The sequence below is a fragment of the Streptomyces sp. NPDC001020 genome, from assembly GCF_053599115.1.
This window is the reverse complement of the sequence record NZ_JBSFLQ010000010.1, coordinates 44,241-59,712: the sequence shown is the minus strand read 5'-3', so window position 1 is coordinate 59,712 and position 15,472 is coordinate 44,241. Positions and strand designations below refer to the sequence as shown.

The 15,472-nt window shown below is 70.7% G+C and carries 18 protein-coding genes; 10 read left to right on the top strand and 8 right to left on the bottom strand.

The genetic code is table 11. The features are described 5' to 3' along the window. Positions 1-71 precede the first annotated feature (71 nt). Positions 72-1,724: an acyl-CoA dehydrogenase family protein gene (locus tag ACWDEX_RS12020; RefSeq protein ID WP_450463140.1), complete on the top strand. Its 1,653-nt coding sequence runs from the start codon at positions 72-74 to the stop codon at positions 1,722-1,724. Between the two features lie 80 nt (positions 1,725-1,804). Then, positions 1,805-2,542, top strand: coding sequence for a helix-turn-helix domain-containing protein (locus ACWDEX_RS12015; protein ID WP_450463139.1), 738 nt, complete (start codon positions 1,805-1,807; stop codon positions 2,540-2,542). On the opposite strand, the gene ACWDEX_RS12010 is transcribed toward ACWDEX_RS12015, so the two are convergent. The 4 genes from ACWDEX_RS12010 to ACWDEX_RS11995 all read right to left on the bottom strand — a co-directional run bounded on the left by ACWDEX_RS12010 (position 2,525) and on the right by ACWDEX_RS11995 (position 6,103). Further along, positions 2,525-2,926 (bottom strand): VOC family protein, encoded by a 402-nt coding sequence (locus ACWDEX_RS12010; RefSeq protein WP_450463138.1) that lies wholly within the window; start codon positions 2,924-2,926, stop codon positions 2,525-2,527. The two genes, ACWDEX_RS12015 and ACWDEX_RS12010, sit on opposite strands and share 18 nt — an antisense overlap. Before the next feature lie 104 nt (positions 2,927-3,030). Beyond that, a complete protein-coding gene (gene mmuM / locus ACWDEX_RS12005) occupies positions 3,031-3,957 on the bottom strand; it encodes a homocysteine S-methyltransferase (protein ID WP_450463137.1) in 927 nt (308 codons plus the stop codon). Between the two features lie 71 nt (positions 3,958-4,028). Continuing rightward, positions 4,029-5,618, bottom strand: a complete 1,590-nt coding sequence (locus ACWDEX_RS12000) for a multicopper oxidase family protein (protein WP_450463136.1) — start codon at positions 5,616-5,618, stop codon at positions 4,029-4,031. After that, positions 5,615-6,103: a hypothetical protein gene (locus tag ACWDEX_RS11995; protein WP_450463135.1), complete on the bottom strand. Its 489-nt coding sequence runs from the start codon at positions 6,101-6,103 to the stop codon at positions 5,615-5,617. The genes ACWDEX_RS12000 and ACWDEX_RS11995 overlap by 4 nt, the downstream gene beginning before the upstream one ends. A gap of 83 nt (positions 6,104-6,186) precedes the next feature. Between ACWDEX_RS11995 and ACWDEX_RS11990 the strand changes: the two genes are divergently transcribed. After that, the gene (locus tag ACWDEX_RS11990) at positions 6,187-6,642 is read left to right on the top strand and encodes a MarR family winged helix-turn-helix transcriptional regulator (RefSeq protein ID WP_450463134.1); all 456 of its coding nucleotides are present in this window, start codon (positions 6,187-6,189) and stop codon (positions 6,640-6,642) included. A gap of 130 nt (positions 6,643-6,772) precedes the next feature. Here the strand turns inward: ACWDEX_RS11990 and ACWDEX_RS11985 are convergent, their stop codons facing one another. Next, on the bottom strand, positions 6,773-7,240 hold the full coding sequence (locus ACWDEX_RS11985; protein WP_450463133.1) for a nuclear transport factor 2 family protein: 468 nt from the start codon (positions 7,238-7,240) through the stop codon (positions 6,773-6,775). A gap of 148 nt (positions 7,241-7,388) precedes the next feature. Between ACWDEX_RS11985 and ACWDEX_RS11980 the strand changes: the two genes are divergently transcribed. From ACWDEX_RS11980 to ACWDEX_RS11970, 3 genes are all read left to right on the top strand, one after another. Continuing rightward, positions 7,389-8,129: a class I SAM-dependent methyltransferase gene (locus ACWDEX_RS11980; RefSeq protein WP_450463132.1), complete on the top strand. Its 741-nt coding sequence runs from the start codon at positions 7,389-7,391 to the stop codon at positions 8,127-8,129. Positions 8,130-8,513: 384 nt separating this feature from the next. Beyond that, a complete protein-coding gene (locus ACWDEX_RS11975; RefSeq protein WP_450463131.1) occupies positions 8,514-9,008 on the top strand; it encodes a hypothetical protein in 495 nt (164 codons plus the stop codon). Positions 9,009-9,036: 28 nt separating this feature from the next. Next, the gene (locus tag ACWDEX_RS11970; RefSeq protein WP_450463130.1) at positions 9,037-9,786 is read left to right on the top strand and encodes an isocitrate lyase/PEP mutase family protein; all 750 of its coding nucleotides are present in this window, start codon (positions 9,037-9,039) and stop codon (positions 9,784-9,786) included. Here ACWDEX_RS11970 and ACWDEX_RS11965 read toward each other — a convergent pair. The 3 genes from ACWDEX_RS11965 to ACWDEX_RS11955 form a co-directional block, all read right to left on the bottom strand. Further along, positions 9,771-10,568 (bottom strand): alpha/beta fold hydrolase, encoded by a 798-nt coding sequence (locus ACWDEX_RS11965; protein WP_450463129.1) that lies wholly within the window; start codon positions 10,566-10,568, stop codon positions 9,771-9,773. The genes ACWDEX_RS11970 and ACWDEX_RS11965 overlap by 16 nt on opposite strands. After that, entirely contained in the window at positions 10,565-11,149 is a 585-nt protein-coding gene (locus tag ACWDEX_RS11960; RefSeq protein ID WP_450463128.1) for a TetR/AcrR family transcriptional regulator, read from the bottom strand. Before ACWDEX_RS11960 ends, ACWDEX_RS11965 begins: the two co-directional genes overlap by 4 nt. A gap of 302 nt (positions 11,150-11,451) precedes the next feature. Continuing rightward, a complete protein-coding gene (locus ACWDEX_RS11955) occupies positions 11,452-11,931 on the bottom strand; it encodes a MarR family winged helix-turn-helix transcriptional regulator (RefSeq protein ID WP_450463127.1) in 480 nt (159 codons plus the stop codon). 138 nt (positions 11,932-12,069) lie between these two features. Between ACWDEX_RS11955 and ACWDEX_RS11950 the strand changes: the two genes are divergently transcribed. From ACWDEX_RS11950 to ACWDEX_RS11935, 4 genes are all read left to right on the top strand, one after another. After that, complete coding sequence (locus tag ACWDEX_RS11950; protein WP_450463126.1) at positions 12,070-12,912, top strand: NAD(P)H-binding protein; 843 nt, start codon at positions 12,070-12,072, stop codon at positions 12,910-12,912. A 99-nt stretch (positions 12,913-13,011) separates the two neighbouring features. After that, a complete protein-coding gene (locus ACWDEX_RS11945; protein ID WP_450463125.1) occupies positions 13,012-13,389 on the top strand; it encodes a MarR family winged helix-turn-helix transcriptional regulator in 378 nt (125 codons plus the stop codon). Positions 13,390-13,493: 104 nt separating this feature from the next. Beyond that, entirely contained in the window at positions 13,494-14,027 is a 534-nt protein-coding gene (locus ACWDEX_RS11940; protein WP_450463124.1) for a hypothetical protein, read from the top strand. Between the two features lie 212 nt (positions 14,028-14,239). After that, positions 14,240-15,472, top strand: a complete 1,233-nt coding sequence (locus ACWDEX_RS11935; RefSeq protein ID WP_450463123.1) for an MFS transporter — start codon at positions 14,240-14,242, stop codon at positions 15,470-15,472.

The following is a 15,472-nucleotide window of genomic DNA, read 5'->3' as shown; positions in this document are numbered from 1 at the left end:
CCGCGGAGCGTGGCGTCCCACCCCGGGCGATGGGGGTGACCGATGGCGTACCGAGCGGTAAGTTCGCAGACATGGCAGCGAGCACGCACACCGTGACCAATCAGGCTCCGCCGCTGGTCGCATACGACGTCTTCCGTGCCGACCGGGCCCTCGTCGAAGCCGTCGAACGGCATCTGGACCCCGCGCTCCTGGACGAGGCCCGCGACGACCTGTCGGGGCTCGGGCGCAGCGCGGGCTCCGCCCAGGTGCAGGAGTGGGGGGCCCAGGCCAACGAGAACCCCCCGAAGCTGCGGACGCACGACCGCTACGGCAACCGGATCGACGAGGTCGAGTTCCATCCGGCCTGGCACCGGCTGATGGGCAAGGGTGTCGGTGCGGGGCTGACCGCGGCCTGGTCGCGTCCGGGCGGGCACGTGCGCCGCGCGGCCGCCTTCCTGGTCTGGACGCAGGTGGAGGCGGGCACCGGCTGTCCGTTGTCGATGACCCATGCCGCGGTGCCGGCCCTGCGCACGGACCCGGCGCTCGCCGCCGAGTGGGAGCCCCGTCTGACCTCCATGGTCTACGACCGTGGTCTGCGCCCCGCCGCCCAGAAGGCCGGCGCCATCTTCGGCATGGGTATGACCGAGAAGCAGGGCGGCAGCGACGTACGGGCGAACACCACGGTGGCACAGCCGCTCGCCGAGGACGGGACGTACGCGCTGACGGGCCACAAGTGGTTCTGCTCGGCCCCGATGTCGGACGGGTTCCTGGTTCTGGCGCAGGCAGCCCCTTCCGGCAGGGGGACAGGCGGCCTCACCTGTTTCCTCGTGCCGCGCGTGCTGGAGGACGGCACCCGGAACGTGTTCATGATCCAGCGACTCAAGGACAAGCTCGGCAACCGGTCCAACGCCTCCAGCGAGGTCGAGTTCGACGGCACCTGGGCGCGCCGGGTCGGCGACGAGGGGCGCGGGGTGCGCACCATCATCGAGATGGTCGCGGCGACGAGGCTCGACTGCGTCCTCGGCTCGGCCTCGCTGATGCGGCAGGCCGTGGCGCAGGCGATCCATCACTGCGACCACCGGGAGGCGTTCGGCGGCAGGCTCGTCGACAAGCCTCTGATGCGCAATGTGCTCGCCGACCTGGCGCTTGAGTCGGAGGCCGCGACGACGCTGGGGCTGCGGCTCGCGGCGGCGTACGACGACGGGAGCGAGCAGGAGCGGGCTCTCCTCCGGCTCGCGGTGCCGGCCGCCAAGTACTGGGTGACCAAGCGCTGCACCCCGCTGGTGACGGAGGCCTCGGAGTGCCTCGGCGGCAACGGCTACGTGGAGGAGTCCGGCATGCCCCGGCTGCTGCGGGAGTCGCCGCTCAACTCCATCTGGGAGGGCGCGGGCAACGTCCAGTCGCTCGACGTTCTGCGGGCGCTCCAGCGTGAACCGGAGGCCCTCGATGCCTATCTCCAGGAGGTCGGCCGGGCGCGCGGCGCGGACCACCGTCTGGACGGCGCGATCAAGAACCTGCTCACCGAACTCGCCGACCTGGAGGGCATCGAGGCGCGGGCACGCCGCCTGACGGAGCGGATCGCACTGGTACTCCAGGGGGCGCTGCTCGTCCGGTACGCGCCGCCGGCGGTCGCCGACGCCTTCTGCGCCTCCCGCCTCGGCGGTGACTGGGGCACCGCCTTCGGCACTCTGCCGCACAGCCTGGACCTGGCCGCGGTGGTGGACCGGGCACGGCCGGTCTCCTGACGGGGGCTCCTGAGACGGGGGCGCGGGGGGTCGTCGTGGGTGCGCCGGAGGCGCCGTAGCGTGCGCGTAGGCTGACGTGCGTGGCTGTCGACGAAGACCCCGCGGCCCCCGGCAAGGCTTCCGCGGTCCTCGGGTACGCGGAGCGGGCGTCCCGGCTCGCGGGCGCCGTCGTGTGGACCAGCACACCGCCCACCGTCGCCGGGCGGCCGGTCCTGCCCGACGGCTGTATGGACCTGCTGTGGACCGAGGGCAGACTCCTGGTCGCCGGCCCTGACACGCACGCGTTCCATCCCGAGGGCCCGCCCGCACGCTGGGCCGGTGTCCGTTTCCCGCCCGGCGCCGCCCCGGCCTTCCTCGGCGTCCCGGCCCACGAACTGCGCGACCGTCGCGTGGAGCTGGCCGACCTGTGGCCGGCCGGGGAGGTGCGCCGGCTCACCGGCCGCGTGGATGCTGCCGCCGATCCCGCGGCCGCACTGGAGGAGATCGCGCTGGACCGGGCGGGACCGACGCGGGACCCGGACCCGCTGCCCCGCGCGGTGGTCGCGGCGCTCACCGCCGGCCGCTCGGTCGCCGCCACCGCCGACGAACTCGGTCTGAACCCAAGGCAGTTGCACCGTCGGTCGCTGGCCGCGTTCGGTTACGGACCGAAGACGCTGGCCCGTGTGCTGCGGTTGCAGCGAGCGCTGACGCTGGCCCGGTCCGGGGTGCCCTACGCGGAGACGGCGTCCCGCGCCGGTTTCGCCGACCAGGCCCATCTGTCCCGGGACGTAAGGGAATTGGCGGGGATCCCGCTGGGTGAGCTACTGGCCCGCGGGTAGATCCGCGAACAGGTCGACGCTGTTGCCGTCCGGGTCGTGCACGACCGCGTACCGCATCCCCCACACCGCGTCCCACGGCTTGAGTTCACCGTGGTACCCGGCGCCCACCAGATCCTCGTAGACATCGTCCACCTCGGCGGGGGAGTCACAGCGGAAGGCCAGCCCCACCCGGCCGCTGCCGGTCGACGGCCGCCAGCCGGAGTGGAAGGAACGCACGGTCGCCTCGGTGTCCAGGGCGAGCCGCAGCCCGCCGGGCAGCGTCGCCTCGACGTGCGGCTGCGCCTCGGCACCCTCGGGGAAGGCGAGTCCGAGACGGCGGTAGAAGGCAAGGGACGCGGCCAGGTCGGAGGTGACGAGGCCGATCACATCGAATCGTGGTGTCATGCCGTCACCGTAGGAAGGCGAACCGGCCCGGGTCTTGAACGAATCGGACATGGGGAGCGGGGCCACGCGGTACGGCACCCGCAGCCCAGCCCGCCACCTACGGCTCAGGCCGCCGCCAGTGTCGCGGCGATCGACGCGATCGTCTCAGGCCCCACCCGGCAGCAGCCGCCGATCAGTCGCGCTCCGGCATCGCGCCAGCCCGTGACCTGGGCGGCGACGAAGGTGGAGCGGCCGTCCCAGGCGCGGGCCCGAGCGTCCCAGGCCTCGCCGCTGTTCGGGTAGGCCACCACCGGCTTGCCCGTGACGCGCGCGGCCGTGGCGACCGCGCCGTCCACGTCCTCGGGCGCGCAGCAGTTGACGCCCACCGCGATCACCTCGTCCACGTCGGCGGCCAGGGCGAACGCCTCCTCCAGCGGCTGGCCGGCACGCGTACGGTCGCCTGAGACGGTGTACGACAGCCATGCGGGGACCCCGAGCCCGCGCACCGCCCGCAGCAGAGCCGCGGCCTCGTCGGTGTCCGGGACCGTCTCCAGCGCGAGCACGTCGGGTCCGGCCGCGGCCAGCACCTCCAGACGGGGGCGGTGGAAGGCCGCCAGCTCGGGGACCGTGAGGCCGTAGCGGCCCCGGTACTCGGAGCCGTCGGCGAGCATCGCCCCGTACGGGCCGACGGACGCCGCCACCCACAACGGCCGGGTGACACCCTCGACGTGCGCCCGCCTCGCCGCTTCACGGGCCAACTCAACGCTGAGTACGAGGAGGTCGGCAGCCGAGTCGTGGTCGATGCCGCGCTTGGCGAACCCTTCGAACGTCGCCTGGTAGCCGGCTGTGATCGCCACGTCCGCGCCCGCCTCGAAGTACGCGAGATGCGCCTCGATGATCGCCTCCGGCCGCTCGGCGAGCAGCCGTGCCGACCACAGTGCGTCGCCGAGGTCGTACCCGGCCGACTCGAGCTGGTTCGACATGCCGCCGTCGAGCACGACCGGGCCGGCGGTAAGAGCCTCGGCGAGGGTGGGGGAAGTGCTGCTGGTCATGCGACGACGCTAGTCGAAGAGCGACCGCACACCCCGCGGCGTCCGTCCGCCCTTCGAGTACGCCGCCCAGCTCACTCGGCGACGAAGTCGGCCATCATGGCCATGTCCTCGTGTTCGAGGTTGTGGCAGTGCAGCATGTACCGCCCGGGGTAGTCGGTGAAGCGTGTGACGATCTCCACGGACTCGGCGGGGCGCAGGTCCACGGTGTCCTTCCAGCCCGCGTCGTAGGGGCCTGGCGATTCGTTCATACGGGCCGTCACCTGGAAGTGGTTGAGGTGAAGGTGGACGGGGTGGTGGAAGTCGGTGACGAACCTCCACACCTCGGTGGTGCCGAGCCGAACTTTCGCCAGCGGCCTGCCGGGCTTGTACGCATGGCCGTTGATGGACCAGCCGTCGGATCCGGGCCGCTTCTGGAAGTGGAAGGTGCGGGTGGCCACGGCGTTCTCCGGACGCGGTGCGGGGAGCGTGGAGAGCCGGGCCGGTATGCGTGAGTCGTCGGCCGGCGGCCGGGCGGTGGAGACGTCGAACCGCATGACGGCCGCCGTGGGGCCGCTGCCCAACTGGTTGACCAGCCGCACCCGGGTTCCCGGCCGGTAGCGGGAGAAGTCGACGACCACGTCGAAACGTTCGCCCGGGGCGATGTCCAGCGCGTCGTGCGCGAGCGGCTTCTCCAGGAGGCCGCCGTCGCTGCCGATCTGTACGAGGCCGTCGCCGCCGGGCGGTTGGGGGTCGAGAGCCAGCCGGTAGCGGCGGGCGTTCGAGGCGTTGAGCAGGCGCAGACGGTAGCGCAGTCGCTCGGTCTCCAGCACCGGCCAGGGCGCCCCGTTGACCAGGATGACGTCGCCGAGGACACCGTCCATGTAACGGCTGTGTACGCCGGGTTCGTGTTGTGCGGTGTCGCGGGCCGGGTAGTTGAAGGAGCCGTCGGCGGCGAAGGACCGGTCGGCGATCATCAGCGGGATGTCGCGTTCGCCGCGGGGCAGCGGCAGCGCCTCCTCCTCGTCGTCGTGGACCAGGTGGAACCCGGCCAGGCCGTGCCAGACGTTCGCTCCGGTGAAGCCCATGCGATGGTCGTGGTACCAGAGGGTGGCGGCCCGCTGTTCCATGGGATAGGTGTACGTGCGCTGCTCGGTGGCGGTGTCCTGCGCATCCGTTCCCCCGGACATGCCCGGCATCCCCGCCATGCCACCGTCGGCGGCGGCCGTGTGCCCGTGAGGCAGGATCAGCGCGGTCGGGTAGCCGTCGCTGCCGTACGGGGTGTGGCCGCCGTGCAGGTGGACCACGGTCGGGTGCGGCAGTTCGTTGCGGTGCCGCACCACCGTCCGTCGTCCGGAGCGGGAGACGATGGTCGGCCCCGGAAAGGTACCGCCATAGGTCCAGGCGGTGGTCTCCAGGCCCGGGAGGATGCGCAGGCGTGCCGTCCGCTGGGTGATCTCGTACACGTCCGTGGTACCGCTCGTGCGTACCGGCGCGAGCACGGACGGTATGGGCAGCGGTATCTCGTACGGTCGTGGCAGCGCCACCCGGCTGTGCAGCAGCAGCCCTGGCTGACCGGCCGTCAGCGACCCGCCGAGCACCGCGAATCCACCGACGGTGAGGGCACCGCCGCCCACCGCCGCCGAGCTGAGAAGGAGCCGGCGCCTGCTGATGCCCCTGGTCATGCGGACTCCTTGCGGGCGCCCTCGGTGCGGGAGGCGCGGTTCGCGCCCGGTGCGGGCCGCCAGGCCCAGACCAGCATCAGCAGGGTGGAGGTGACGATCAGCACCCCCAGCGGGACGTGAACGGCGAGCGTCCGGGTGTACCCCAGGGTCATCTGCACCACCTCCACGACCAAGAGCGCAGTGGAGACGAGGGCCGGCCAGCCTGGTCCGCGGCCGGGCCGCCACAGCAGCACCGCGGCCACGATCTGCACCAAGGCGACGGTCGTGGTGATCCCGGCGTTGAGGTTGTGCAGGTCGAGAGCTTTGTAGTGGCCCGACAGGAAGCTCCCGGCTAAGACCGCCTGCCCGAGGGCCAGGGCGGCTTCGATGGTCACCATGATCCGGAAGAGGACCAAGGGCCATCGCCGTACCTGAGGGTGCTCGCTGTTCGCGAGTGCGGGCGGCGATTCGGCAGGGGGCGGTGAAGAGGCTATCGGGTGAGACATGCGGGAGATAGTGTCATGTGGAACCATCTCATCGGAACCCGTTCCAACTAAACCAATCTTGTTCTGCCTTATCGTGGATGCTGATGAACGTGCCCGACATCAACCCCAGTTCTTTCGGCACCAGCCGAGCCCGTATCGGCCCGCTGCTCCGCCGTGCCCAGCGGCGCGCCGCGCAGACGTTCTCCGAGGCGCTGCGCCCCCTGAACGTGGAAGGCCGTCACTACGGCGTACTGCTCAACCTCGTCAGGCACGGACCGCTCAGCCAGCGCCGCCTCATCGACCTCACCGGCAGCGACAAGTCCGCGATGGTGCGCACGGTCGACGACCTGGAGGCCCGCGGCCTGGCCGTGCGCCGCCCCTCGCCCACCGACCGACGCGCCTACGCCGTCGAAATCACCGAGGAGGGCAGGGTGCTGTTCGCCGAGGCTTCCCTGATCGCGGACGAGGTGGCCGAGCGGCTTCTCGAGCGCATCGACGAGGACGACCAGGAACTGTTGTGCACGCTTCTGGAACGCTTCGTCGCCCCGTCGGACAAGTGACGCTTGCCAGCATCAAGTTGGCGACTGACCCGGAGCGGGACGTTTCTTCGCTGTAACGGGGCGGGCGGCGTCGGGAACTTCGTGAGGGATCGACGTGATCGCCAGGAAGTTCCCGACCGGTTCGCACGACTCAAGGCATCACGGGGTCGACGCCCAGGGGCGGTTGTCCCTTCGTCCAGATGGGCCGGACCGTCATTCGGTTGAAGCGCCAGCCGTCGGGAGTGCGGCGGAGGTCGGCTTCGAAACGGCCGCCCACGATGAACAAGGGGTCGGCGCCGCTGCCGCGCTCCTGGAGTGTGGCGTCGCGATGAACATGGGTCATCAGGGCGTTCCATGAGGCGGTGGCCCGCTGCGCATCGGAGTCCGCATCGGTGAGGATCCCGGAAGCGATGTGCTGAGTGCGGTCGAAGCGCCCGAGTGCCTCCTCGGTCGCACGGCTGACCTCGGGCCCCTGGAAGGTCCCCAAGGGTGTCACCTCGAGTGCGTCGTCGGTGAAGAAGTCGCCGCCCCAGCCCGCTGCGAACTTCCGCTCGTCCATGACGTGGAAGAACCGGTCGACAAGCATGCTGATCTCTGCGTGATCCGTCTGAGTGGTCATGATCAGAGCCTCTGACCTCAAGCACGCTCGAGGTCAAGTCCCCATGGTCGCCGCCCCGTGAAACGAAAGCCCTTTTCGAACCGCGGGAGGTCGTCACCCTCGTTTTTCCTGGTGTCCGGCGCGGTGAGGATCGCATAGCTTCGGCCACATGGCTGACGAGGAGTTCAATCTTGCACGGCTCGCCGCGATCTACGACCCCCTCGACCCTGATCGCGGCGATCTCGACGCGTATCTGCGGATGACCGATGAGTTCGGGGCGCGCCAGGTGCTTGATATCGGCTGCGGAACAGGCGTGTTCGCATTGCTGCTGGCCGATCGCGGGATCGAGGTCGTCGGCGTCGACCCCGCCGGGGCGTCCATCGATGTGGCCCGGGGCAAGCCGGGCAGTGAGCGGGTGCGTTGGATCTGCGGTGATGTGACAGCGCTTCCGCCGCTGCGGGTCGACCTCGCGACCATGACGGCGAATGTCGCCCAGGCCATCGTCGATCCGCGGATGTGGCGGCAGACCCTGCGGGGAGCCTTCGAGGCGCTACGGCCCGGCGGGCACCTGGTGTTCGAGACCCGGAATCCGGCGCGACGTGCTTGGGAGGAGTGGAACCGGGAGGCTTCGCACAGCGTGACGGAGATCCCGGGGGTCGGCGCGGTCGAAAGCTGGGTCGAGGTGATCGAGGTGCGCGGACCGCTGGTCACGTTCCGCTGGACCTACGTGTTCGCCGCGGACGGGCAGGTGCTGACGTCGGATTCGACGCTGCGTTTCCGTCAACGAGACGAGGTGCACGACGAGTTGACCACACAAGGGTACGTGGTGGAAGACGTGCGTGATGCGCCCGACCGTCAGGGCCGGGAGTTCGTCTTCGTCGCGCGGCGTCCCGGGAGCAGCCAGGACTGAGGGGCGAGGGAAGGGATCAGGCGCGGAAGGCAGGCGGTAGGCGCCCGGGGAGACGCCGATGATGGCGTGCAGGTGTTGTCGCAGGGTGACGTCCGTACCGAAGCCGACCCGTTCGGCGATCCCGGTCACCGGCAGATCCGTACTCTCGAGCTCTGGTGCGCGGCGCGCTCGTGGCGCAAGATCTGATGTCGGAGGGTCGCGCGCGTTGACCGCGCGCCCCGCCGACGGGATGAGCGCCGGCGCATCCCCGCCCGTGAGCCCCTGGGGCGTCCCGACCGGAACCGGGGCGCCCCAGGCCCGGCCTCCTCCCGGCGGGAGGTGCCGCGCCGGGACGTCGGCCACACTTCGGCGAGCACCGAAACGATCCACGCCTAGCGTTCCCGCATGACCGAAACGCAGTACGGAACCGGAACCCCGCACGCCGGCACGACCGAGCAGGAAACCCTGGCGGCGGGCGTCGTCGCCATGGTGGAACACGTCCTGGCTCTCGCGGCCACCTGGACCGTGTGGGACGGCAAGCCCATCCACACCGACGACCGCGTGTACACCCCGCACAAGGCGATCCGCCGGGTCGGCGATCATATGGTGGACCATCTAGCCGAGTTGGAGGCACGGCTGGTGGGGGAGGAGCCGTTGCCCGACCACTGGAACGCGTCGGCCAGTACCACACAGGCCGATCTCGCGCCGTTCACCCAGGAGGACCTCGACGAGGCGCGCAGCCGGTTGACCCGGCTGGCGCGGATCTGGGCCGCCCGGTTCCGCTCGCTCGACGACGAGCAGCTCGACCACTCGCCGGGCGACGGCTGGAGCTTCCGCCGACTGGCCGAACACGTCCAGGGTTCGACGTACTACGCCGATGCCGTGGGAGACCTGTCTTGACCGGCCCCGACGCTCACGGAGATGTCCGATGACCCCCTTCGCCGCCCTCCACCACACCGACGTTCCCCTTCTCCTTCCCAACGCCTGGGACCACGCTTCCGCGGTCGCTCTCGCCGAGGAGGGGTTCGCGGCGATCGGCACCACGAGCCTTGGCGTCGCCGCCGCCGCCGGGCTGCCCGACGGGACGGCGGCGACCCGCGAGGTGACCCTGCGCCTCGCCCGTCTGCTCGGCGCCGAGCCCTTCCTGCTGTCCGTCGATGCCGAGGGCGGCTTCAGCGAAGACCCCGAGCAAGTGGCCGAGTTGGCGCGTGAGCTGCGCTCCGCCGGAGTCGTCGGGATCAACCTGGAGGACGGGCTCGGCCCCGCCACGCTGCACGCCGCGAAGATCGCCGCCGTGAAGTCCGCCGTACCGGACCTCTTCGTCAACGCCCGCACCGACACCCACTGGCTCGGCGACGGCGACCCCGCGGACACCCTGCAACGCCTGGACACCTACCAACAGGCGGGTGCGGACGGGGTGTTCGTGCCGGGTCTCGCCGATCCGGTACGCATCGCCGACCTCGTACAGCACCTGGACGTCCCGCTCAACATCCTGTACTCACCGACCGGCCCCACCGTCTCCCAACTCGCCGACCTCGGCGTACGCCGTGTCAGCCTCGGCTCGCTGCTCTACCGGCGGGCGCTGGGAGCGGCCCTGGAGACGATGGCCGACATCGCGGCCGGCCGCACCCCGACGGGCGCGGCACCGTCGTACGACGACGTTCAGGAGCTGAGCTGAGCGGAAGGCCCCCGCAGTGTCTCCCTGAGCCGTGCCGCGAACTCCCGCGGATGCTCGAGGGCTCCGACGTGCCCGCCCGGGAACTCGGCGAAGCGGCTCCCGGTCGACTGGGCCGTGAGGGAAGCGGTGCGGTGGAGGAGCCCGCCGCGCGATCCCACGCCCGCGGCGAGGGTGAGGGGTGACGACTTCAGGGCCGGCAGGTCGGGCATGTGGGAGCTGAACGGGCACAGGACGCGGGTGAGGAAGACAGCCATGGGCGTGGCCAACTCCTCTTCGACGGGCGGAGGGTGCCCCTCCACGGGTGCGGGATCCACCTCGGCGAGCCCGGCGGCGAGCCGGGCTCCGGCCGCCTGGGGGCCCGCCTTTCGATAGGTGTCGTACACGTCGGTGAACATCGCGCGCTGCCGGGCCGCGTCCGGCAGCACCTCCACGACCGGAGGCTCGTGCGCGACCACGTGCCGCAGTCGCTCGGGGTGACGGGCCAGCAGGTCGAGCGCGGCGATACCGCCCGAGCTGGCCCCGAAGACATACGCCGACTCGCCGTCCGGGAGCACCTCGTCGAGCACGCGTCGCGCACCCTCGCTCCATGCCTCCACCCGCTGCTTTCCGACGGGCAGACCGAGCCGTCCGTGGGCTAGGCCGAGCGGGTCGTAGGTGACGACGGTGAAGTGGTCGGTGAGATGTTCCGTCATCGCGTCGAGGCCCATGGGGTGCCCGGCGCCACCGGGGATGACGAGCAGCACGGGACCATCGCCGCGTACGTCGTAGTGGAGGCTGGTCATCGATCCTTCTTCTCCTCGCGGGGCCAGTGTTCCAGTGCCGTGTGCAGGGCGTCGACGGCCTTGTCCCAGGAGGCCTGCACCTGTCGGGACGCGTTGAAGCCTCCGGAGGCCTCGAGGGAGCAGTAGCCGTGGAAGGTGCTGCGCAGCAGGCGTACGGCGTCGGTGAGGTCGGGCTCGTCGAGGCCGTAGGCGCGCAGCATGCCGTAGGTGATCTCGGCGGTGCGGCGCATCGCCCGGGTGTCGGTCACGAGGGAGTGGTCGAGCCGGATCTGGGTGGCCGCGTACCGTCCCGGGTGCCTCAGCGCGTACGCCCGGTAGGCGCCGGCGAAGGCAGCCAGCGCGTCCTTGCCCGCGCGACCGGCGACCGCCGCCGCGATGTGGTCGATCATCTCCTCGCCTGCCAGCAGGGCGAGCCGGGTGCGCAGGTCCTGCACGCTCCTGATGTGCGAGTACAAGCTGGCGTCCTTCACGCCGAAGTGGCGGGCCAGGGCGGACACGGTGACGTTGTCGAAGCCGGCCTCGTCCGCGAGGTCGGCTGCCGCCGCGACGATCCTCTCGACGGTGAGCCCCGCACGCGCCATCGGCGCCTCCTTGCCTAGGGGTCCTAGGTAAAACTCTAGCCTGCCTAAGCAATGCGGGGAAAGGGGTCTACGCGGAACCAACGGACTCGGTCGCCAACGGTCGGCCCGGCGGCGTGCCGGCGGTAGCGGCCGCCGCACTCGTCGGCGACCGGCCGTTCGGACTGCTCGGGCCCTGCCTGTGGTGTACCGGCCGGGTGCGACGCATCCGGCCGAGGTGTCACACGTGCGGATACCCCTACCGGCGAACAGCCGTCGCACGCCACGGGTGCGTATGTGACGTCGGGTGGGATGCCCTGGATCGGTCAGTGGTGACGGCGGTCGCGCAGGGCGTCCTGGGAGTCGACGTACTTGAGCATGAGGCGGGCGAATTCGAGGCGGTCACGCCCGGTCCAGTCGGCGGTGACGGACTCGAAGGCCGAACGCTGGTGGCGGACGAAGCGGGCCATCAACTCGGCGCCCTGGGGGCTGAGATGGAGGACGGTACGACGGCCGTCGCGCTGGGAGGCGGCGCGGACCAGACAGCCGACCGCGATGCAGTCGGAGACCATGCGGCTGGCGACCGACGGGTCCACACCCAGATGCTGGGCGACCGCGCCGACGGTGACCTCGTCGGCGCCCGCACGCTCGGCGTCCTGGACGATCCTGAGCACCAGCGTGCGGGTGAGGTCCTTCTGCGAGAGGGGATTCTCGACCTCGAGAAGTGAGGAGCGCCGCAGCCTCCCGAAGGCCGGACCCACGGCGTTCAGCAGGTCTTCCTCGGTCATCGGCTCACGCTTCGTCATGCCCGCATCGTATCGACATGGATGGCCCGGCGAATATATGTGTTGACTCTCAAATGCGTGCACGCAAGCATGTACATGTTGTCGGGCAATGATCCGAGCACTGATCCACGTGTCAACCACACCGAACGGAGTCCTTCCATGACCACTCTCGTCACCGGCGCCCGAGGCAAGGTCGGCCAGGCCGTCATCGGCCGCTTACACACCGCCGGCCACACCGTCCGCGCCGCCAGTGCCAACCCCGCCGAGCTGACCGTTCCGGCGGGCGTCGAGGCCCTCGAGCTCGTCCTCGACCGGCTGGAGACCTTCGACGCCGTACTCCATGGCGTCCGCCAGGTCTTCCTCTATCCCCAGCCCGCCGGGATCCATGAGTTCGTCAAGGCCGCCGAGGCCGCGGGCGTCGAGCACGTCGTCCTGCTCTCCTCGTCCTCCGTCCTCGGGCCCGACCCCGCCAACGACCCGCTCGCAAGCCACAACCTCCAGGTGGAGCGCGCCCTCGCCGACTCGGACCTCCCCTCCACATTCCTGCGCGCGGGAGCCTTCGCCGGTAACGCGCTCGGCTGGGCCCGGGCCATCGCCGACTCACTGCCGGTCCAGCTCGCCTACCCGGACGCGAGCGTCGCGCCCATCCATCCCGAGGACATCGCCGACATCGCCGTCGAGGCCCTGACCGGCACCTCGCTCACCGGCCGGTCGATCGCCCTGACCGGTGCCGAACCGCTCACCTTCCGCGAGCAGCTCGCCGTCCTCGCCGACACGATCGGCCGGGAGATCCCGGTCGAGCGGATCACCCGGGCCGAGGCCGAGCGGCAGTTGGGCCGCCACATGCCCGCGCCGCTGGTCACCTCACTGCTCGACTTCTGGGAGGCCGCCGAGCGCGGCCCCGCCACCGTCCACGACACCACCTGGACCCTCCTCGGGCGTCCCGCCCGCACCTTCCGGCAGTGGGCCGCCGAGAACGCCACCGCCTTCGCCCGGCACTGAGGTCGTCCGACGTCTTCCCGAAGCAGACAGTTCAGGAGAACCCTCATGAAGCCCATCGGCTATTGACTCAACCGCACCGACAAGGCGTTCACCACCGCGATGAACGGCCTGCTGGCGGAATGCGGCCTCACCCGCCTCGCCTGGCAGGTTCTCAACGTAGTCCAGGGCACCCCGGAGGTCACCGACACCGAGGTGCTGACCGTCCTGGCCGCCAACGCAGATGCTGCCGACCTGGCCGCCGCCGTCGAAACCCTCCTGCGTCACGGCTGGTTGACCCGTCCGGCACCCGGCCGCCTCGCGCTGACCGACGCCGGTCGGGAGCGCCTCACCGGGGCCGTGGAACGGGTCGACGCCTTCCGAGAGTTGTCGCTGACCGGCATCACCCACGAGGAGTACCGGATCACCGTCGCGGTCCTGGAGCGGATGACCCACAATGTGCAGCGCGGGCCGGGCGACGGCCGGGCAGAACGCGGCTGATCGGGTCGTTGCACTGAAGTGCTCGCCGCGCTCCACCTCGGGTGGACGCCGGAGTTGCCCGGGAAATGGGCAGCGGCCACCCTCGGCTGACAGACTTTCCGACCATGGCGAACAGCGGACTGTGGGTCGGCATCCTCACTGCGCTGACTGCACTCGGAGCCAGCTACATCACCTCGCGGGCGACCCTCCGCGCAGCGCGAGCCCAAGCCGAAACCACCACAAGGGCAGAGGCCCTGCGCGAGGAGCGTGAGCGGCGCCGATCGGCATATCGGGAGATGATGAGCTGCGTGCACGCATTCAACGCGGTCACGTGGCAGATTGATGACGTTGATGCGGCGCGTGACCGTGAGAGCAAGGGCCGGCTCCTGAATCAGATGTACGAGCGCATCGGCCCGGCCATCGGGGACATGAACAGGGCGATGCACGAGGTCCGGCTCGATGGTCCTGCCGCTGTGTCCGACGCGGCGGATCACGTGCGGAACTTGGCCCGGCGCGTACAGCAGCGGCTCAACGCGCTGCTCGGTGACGACAGTTCTGAGCGCCGGGACGCGTACGACGCTGCCTACCGGGATTTCCGGGAAGCGTACGTCACGTTCATCGGCTTGGCGCGAGGGGCGCTGGAGGTCAAGGGCAAATAGCAGGCTGCTCCTCGTCCTCTGCGCGATCCGACGCGCGCAGGCCAACAGCCCCGTTCGTCCGCTGCTGGTACTGCCGGTCCACGAGGCGCGAGACAAGCCAAAAGGCGCAGCGCCCGAGTCGTGGGCCCGCTGTCGTACGTTGGTACGTCTTGAACGCGCGTCAGCCTCGGGTCGGGGGCACATGTCGCAGAAGTGTGACGGGGGAGTCAGCGGTGGACGAGCAGCAAGCACCAAGGCGCAACCGGGACTTCGGGATGTTCTGGGCTGCCCAGACCCTCTCGTTCCTCGGGGACACCTTCGCCCTGATCGCGCTGCCCCTGCTGGTGCTGCAGGCGACCGGGTCCGTCGCGCGGATGGGTCTGTTGACGGCGGTCGGTGGCGCGGCGTCGGTGCTGGCCGGGGTCTTCGCCGGAGTGGTGGTGGACCGCGTGGACCGCAGGAAGCTGCTCATCACCTGCGATCTGGTGCGGATGGTCCTCTACGGAATCGTCCCGCTGCTATGGCTCGCCGGGCCCCGGATCTGGCTGCTGTACGTGGTGCTTCCGCTGTGCGAGGCGGTCGGCATGGTGTTCGCCGTCGCGTACGTGACCGTCGTACGCGGTCTGGTCGACGGTGACCGGATCACCGAGGCCAACGGCCGGCTGAACGCGACCGCGGCGGCGGCTGGAGTGGTCGGCCCGCTCGGCGCGGGCGTCGTGGCGGCCTGGGCGGGCCCGGCGGCGGCCATCGCGGTGGACGCGGCGAGCTTCGGCGTGTCGGCGGTGTGTCTGAGCCTTGTACGGTTCCGGCGGGGCACGCCTCCCGAACCGGCCGCGGACCGGCAGGGGCTGTGGCGTGACCTGCGCGTCGGGGCGGCCTTCCTGCGGCGCCATCCGGTGCTGCGCGTCCTGACCTTGCTGCTTGGCCTGTTCAGCTTCCTTGAGCTGGGCCTGATGGACCTTCTCATCTACCACCTCAAGCATGATCTCGGGCAGGGCGACAGCACGGTCGGTACCGTTCTCGCGGTCGGCGCGCTCGGCACGATCACCGGAGCCCTGCTGGTGGCCCGGGTGCGTCGCGGGCTCGGCTTCGGACCCACCTGGATCGGCGCGGTGACCGTCTCCGGCTGTGCGCTGGCCGGCATCTGCCTGGCCGGTGACGTACCGTCCGTCGCCCTGCTGACCGCAGCATTCCTGGGCGTCAACAGCATCGCGGGAACGTGCTCCATGTCCCTGCGCCAGGAGGTGACCCCCGAGCATCTGCTCGGCCGGGTCACCTCTGCGTTCTGGACCATCCACAACGCGGCGGCCCCCATCGGCGCGGCCGTGATCACCTGGGCGGCTCAGCACCACGGCACGGCGGTGGTGGGCGCGGTGTCCGGCGTGGCCTGCGTCGGTATCGCGGGCCTGGCCCTGTTCACGCCGGTACGGACGCGCCGTCCGGAGGCTGCTCCCGAGGCCGCTTGA

Coding starts and splice junctions, on each gene's coding strand:
- ACWDEX_RS12020 (WP_450463140.1), top strand. CDS start 72: ATGGCAGCGAGCACGCACACCGTGACCAATCAGGCTCCGCCGCTGGTC.
- ACWDEX_RS12010 (WP_450463138.1), bottom strand. CDS start 2,926: ATGACACCACGATTCGATGTGATCGGCCTCGTCACCTCCGACCTGGCC.
- mmuM (WP_450463137.1), bottom strand. CDS start 3,957: ATGACCAGCAGCACTTCCCCCACCCTCGCCGAGGCTCTTACCGCCGGC.
- ACWDEX_RS12000 (WP_450463136.1), bottom strand. CDS start 5,618: ATGACCAGGGGCATCAGCAGGCGCCGGCTCCTTCTCAGCTCGGCGGCG.
- ACWDEX_RS11995 (WP_450463135.1), bottom strand. CDS start 6,103: ATGTCTCACCCGATAGCCTCTTCACCGCCCCCTGCCGAATCGCCGCCC.
- ACWDEX_RS11990 (WP_450463134.1), top strand. CDS start 6,187: ATGAACGTGCCCGACATCAACCCCAGTTCTTTCGGCACCAGCCGAGCC.
- ACWDEX_RS11985 (WP_450463133.1), bottom strand. CDS start 7,240: ATGACCACTCAGACGGATCACGCAGAGATCAGCATGCTTGTCGACCGG.
- ACWDEX_RS11980 (WP_450463132.1), top strand. CDS start 7,389: ATGGCTGACGAGGAGTTCAATCTTGCACGGCTCGCCGCGATCTACGAC.
- ACWDEX_RS11975 (WP_450463131.1), top strand. CDS start 8,514: ATGACCGAAACGCAGTACGGAACCGGAACCCCGCACGCCGGCACGACC.
- ACWDEX_RS11970 (WP_450463130.1), top strand. CDS start 9,037: ATGACCCCCTTCGCCGCCCTCCACCACACCGACGTTCCCCTTCTCCTT.
- ACWDEX_RS11965 (WP_450463129.1), bottom strand. CDS start 10,568: ATGACCAGCCTCCACTACGACGTACGCGGCGATGGTCCCGTGCTGCTC.
- ACWDEX_RS11960 (WP_450463128.1), bottom strand. CDS start 11,149: ATGGCGCGTGCGGGGCTCACCGTCGAGAGGATCGTCGCGGCGGCAGCC.
- ACWDEX_RS11955 (WP_450463127.1), bottom strand. CDS start 11,931: ATGACGAAGCGTGAGCCGATGACCGAGGAAGACCTGCTGAACGCCGTG.
- ACWDEX_RS11950 (WP_450463126.1), top strand. CDS start 12,070: ATGACCACTCTCGTCACCGGCGCCCGAGGCAAGGTCGGCCAGGCCGTC.
- ACWDEX_RS11945 (WP_450463125.1), top strand. CDS start 13,012: ATGAACGGCCTGCTGGCGGAATGCGGCCTCACCCGCCTCGCCTGGCAG.
- ACWDEX_RS11940 (WP_450463124.1), top strand. CDS start 13,494: ATGGCGAACAGCGGACTGTGGGTCGGCATCCTCACTGCGCTGACTGCA.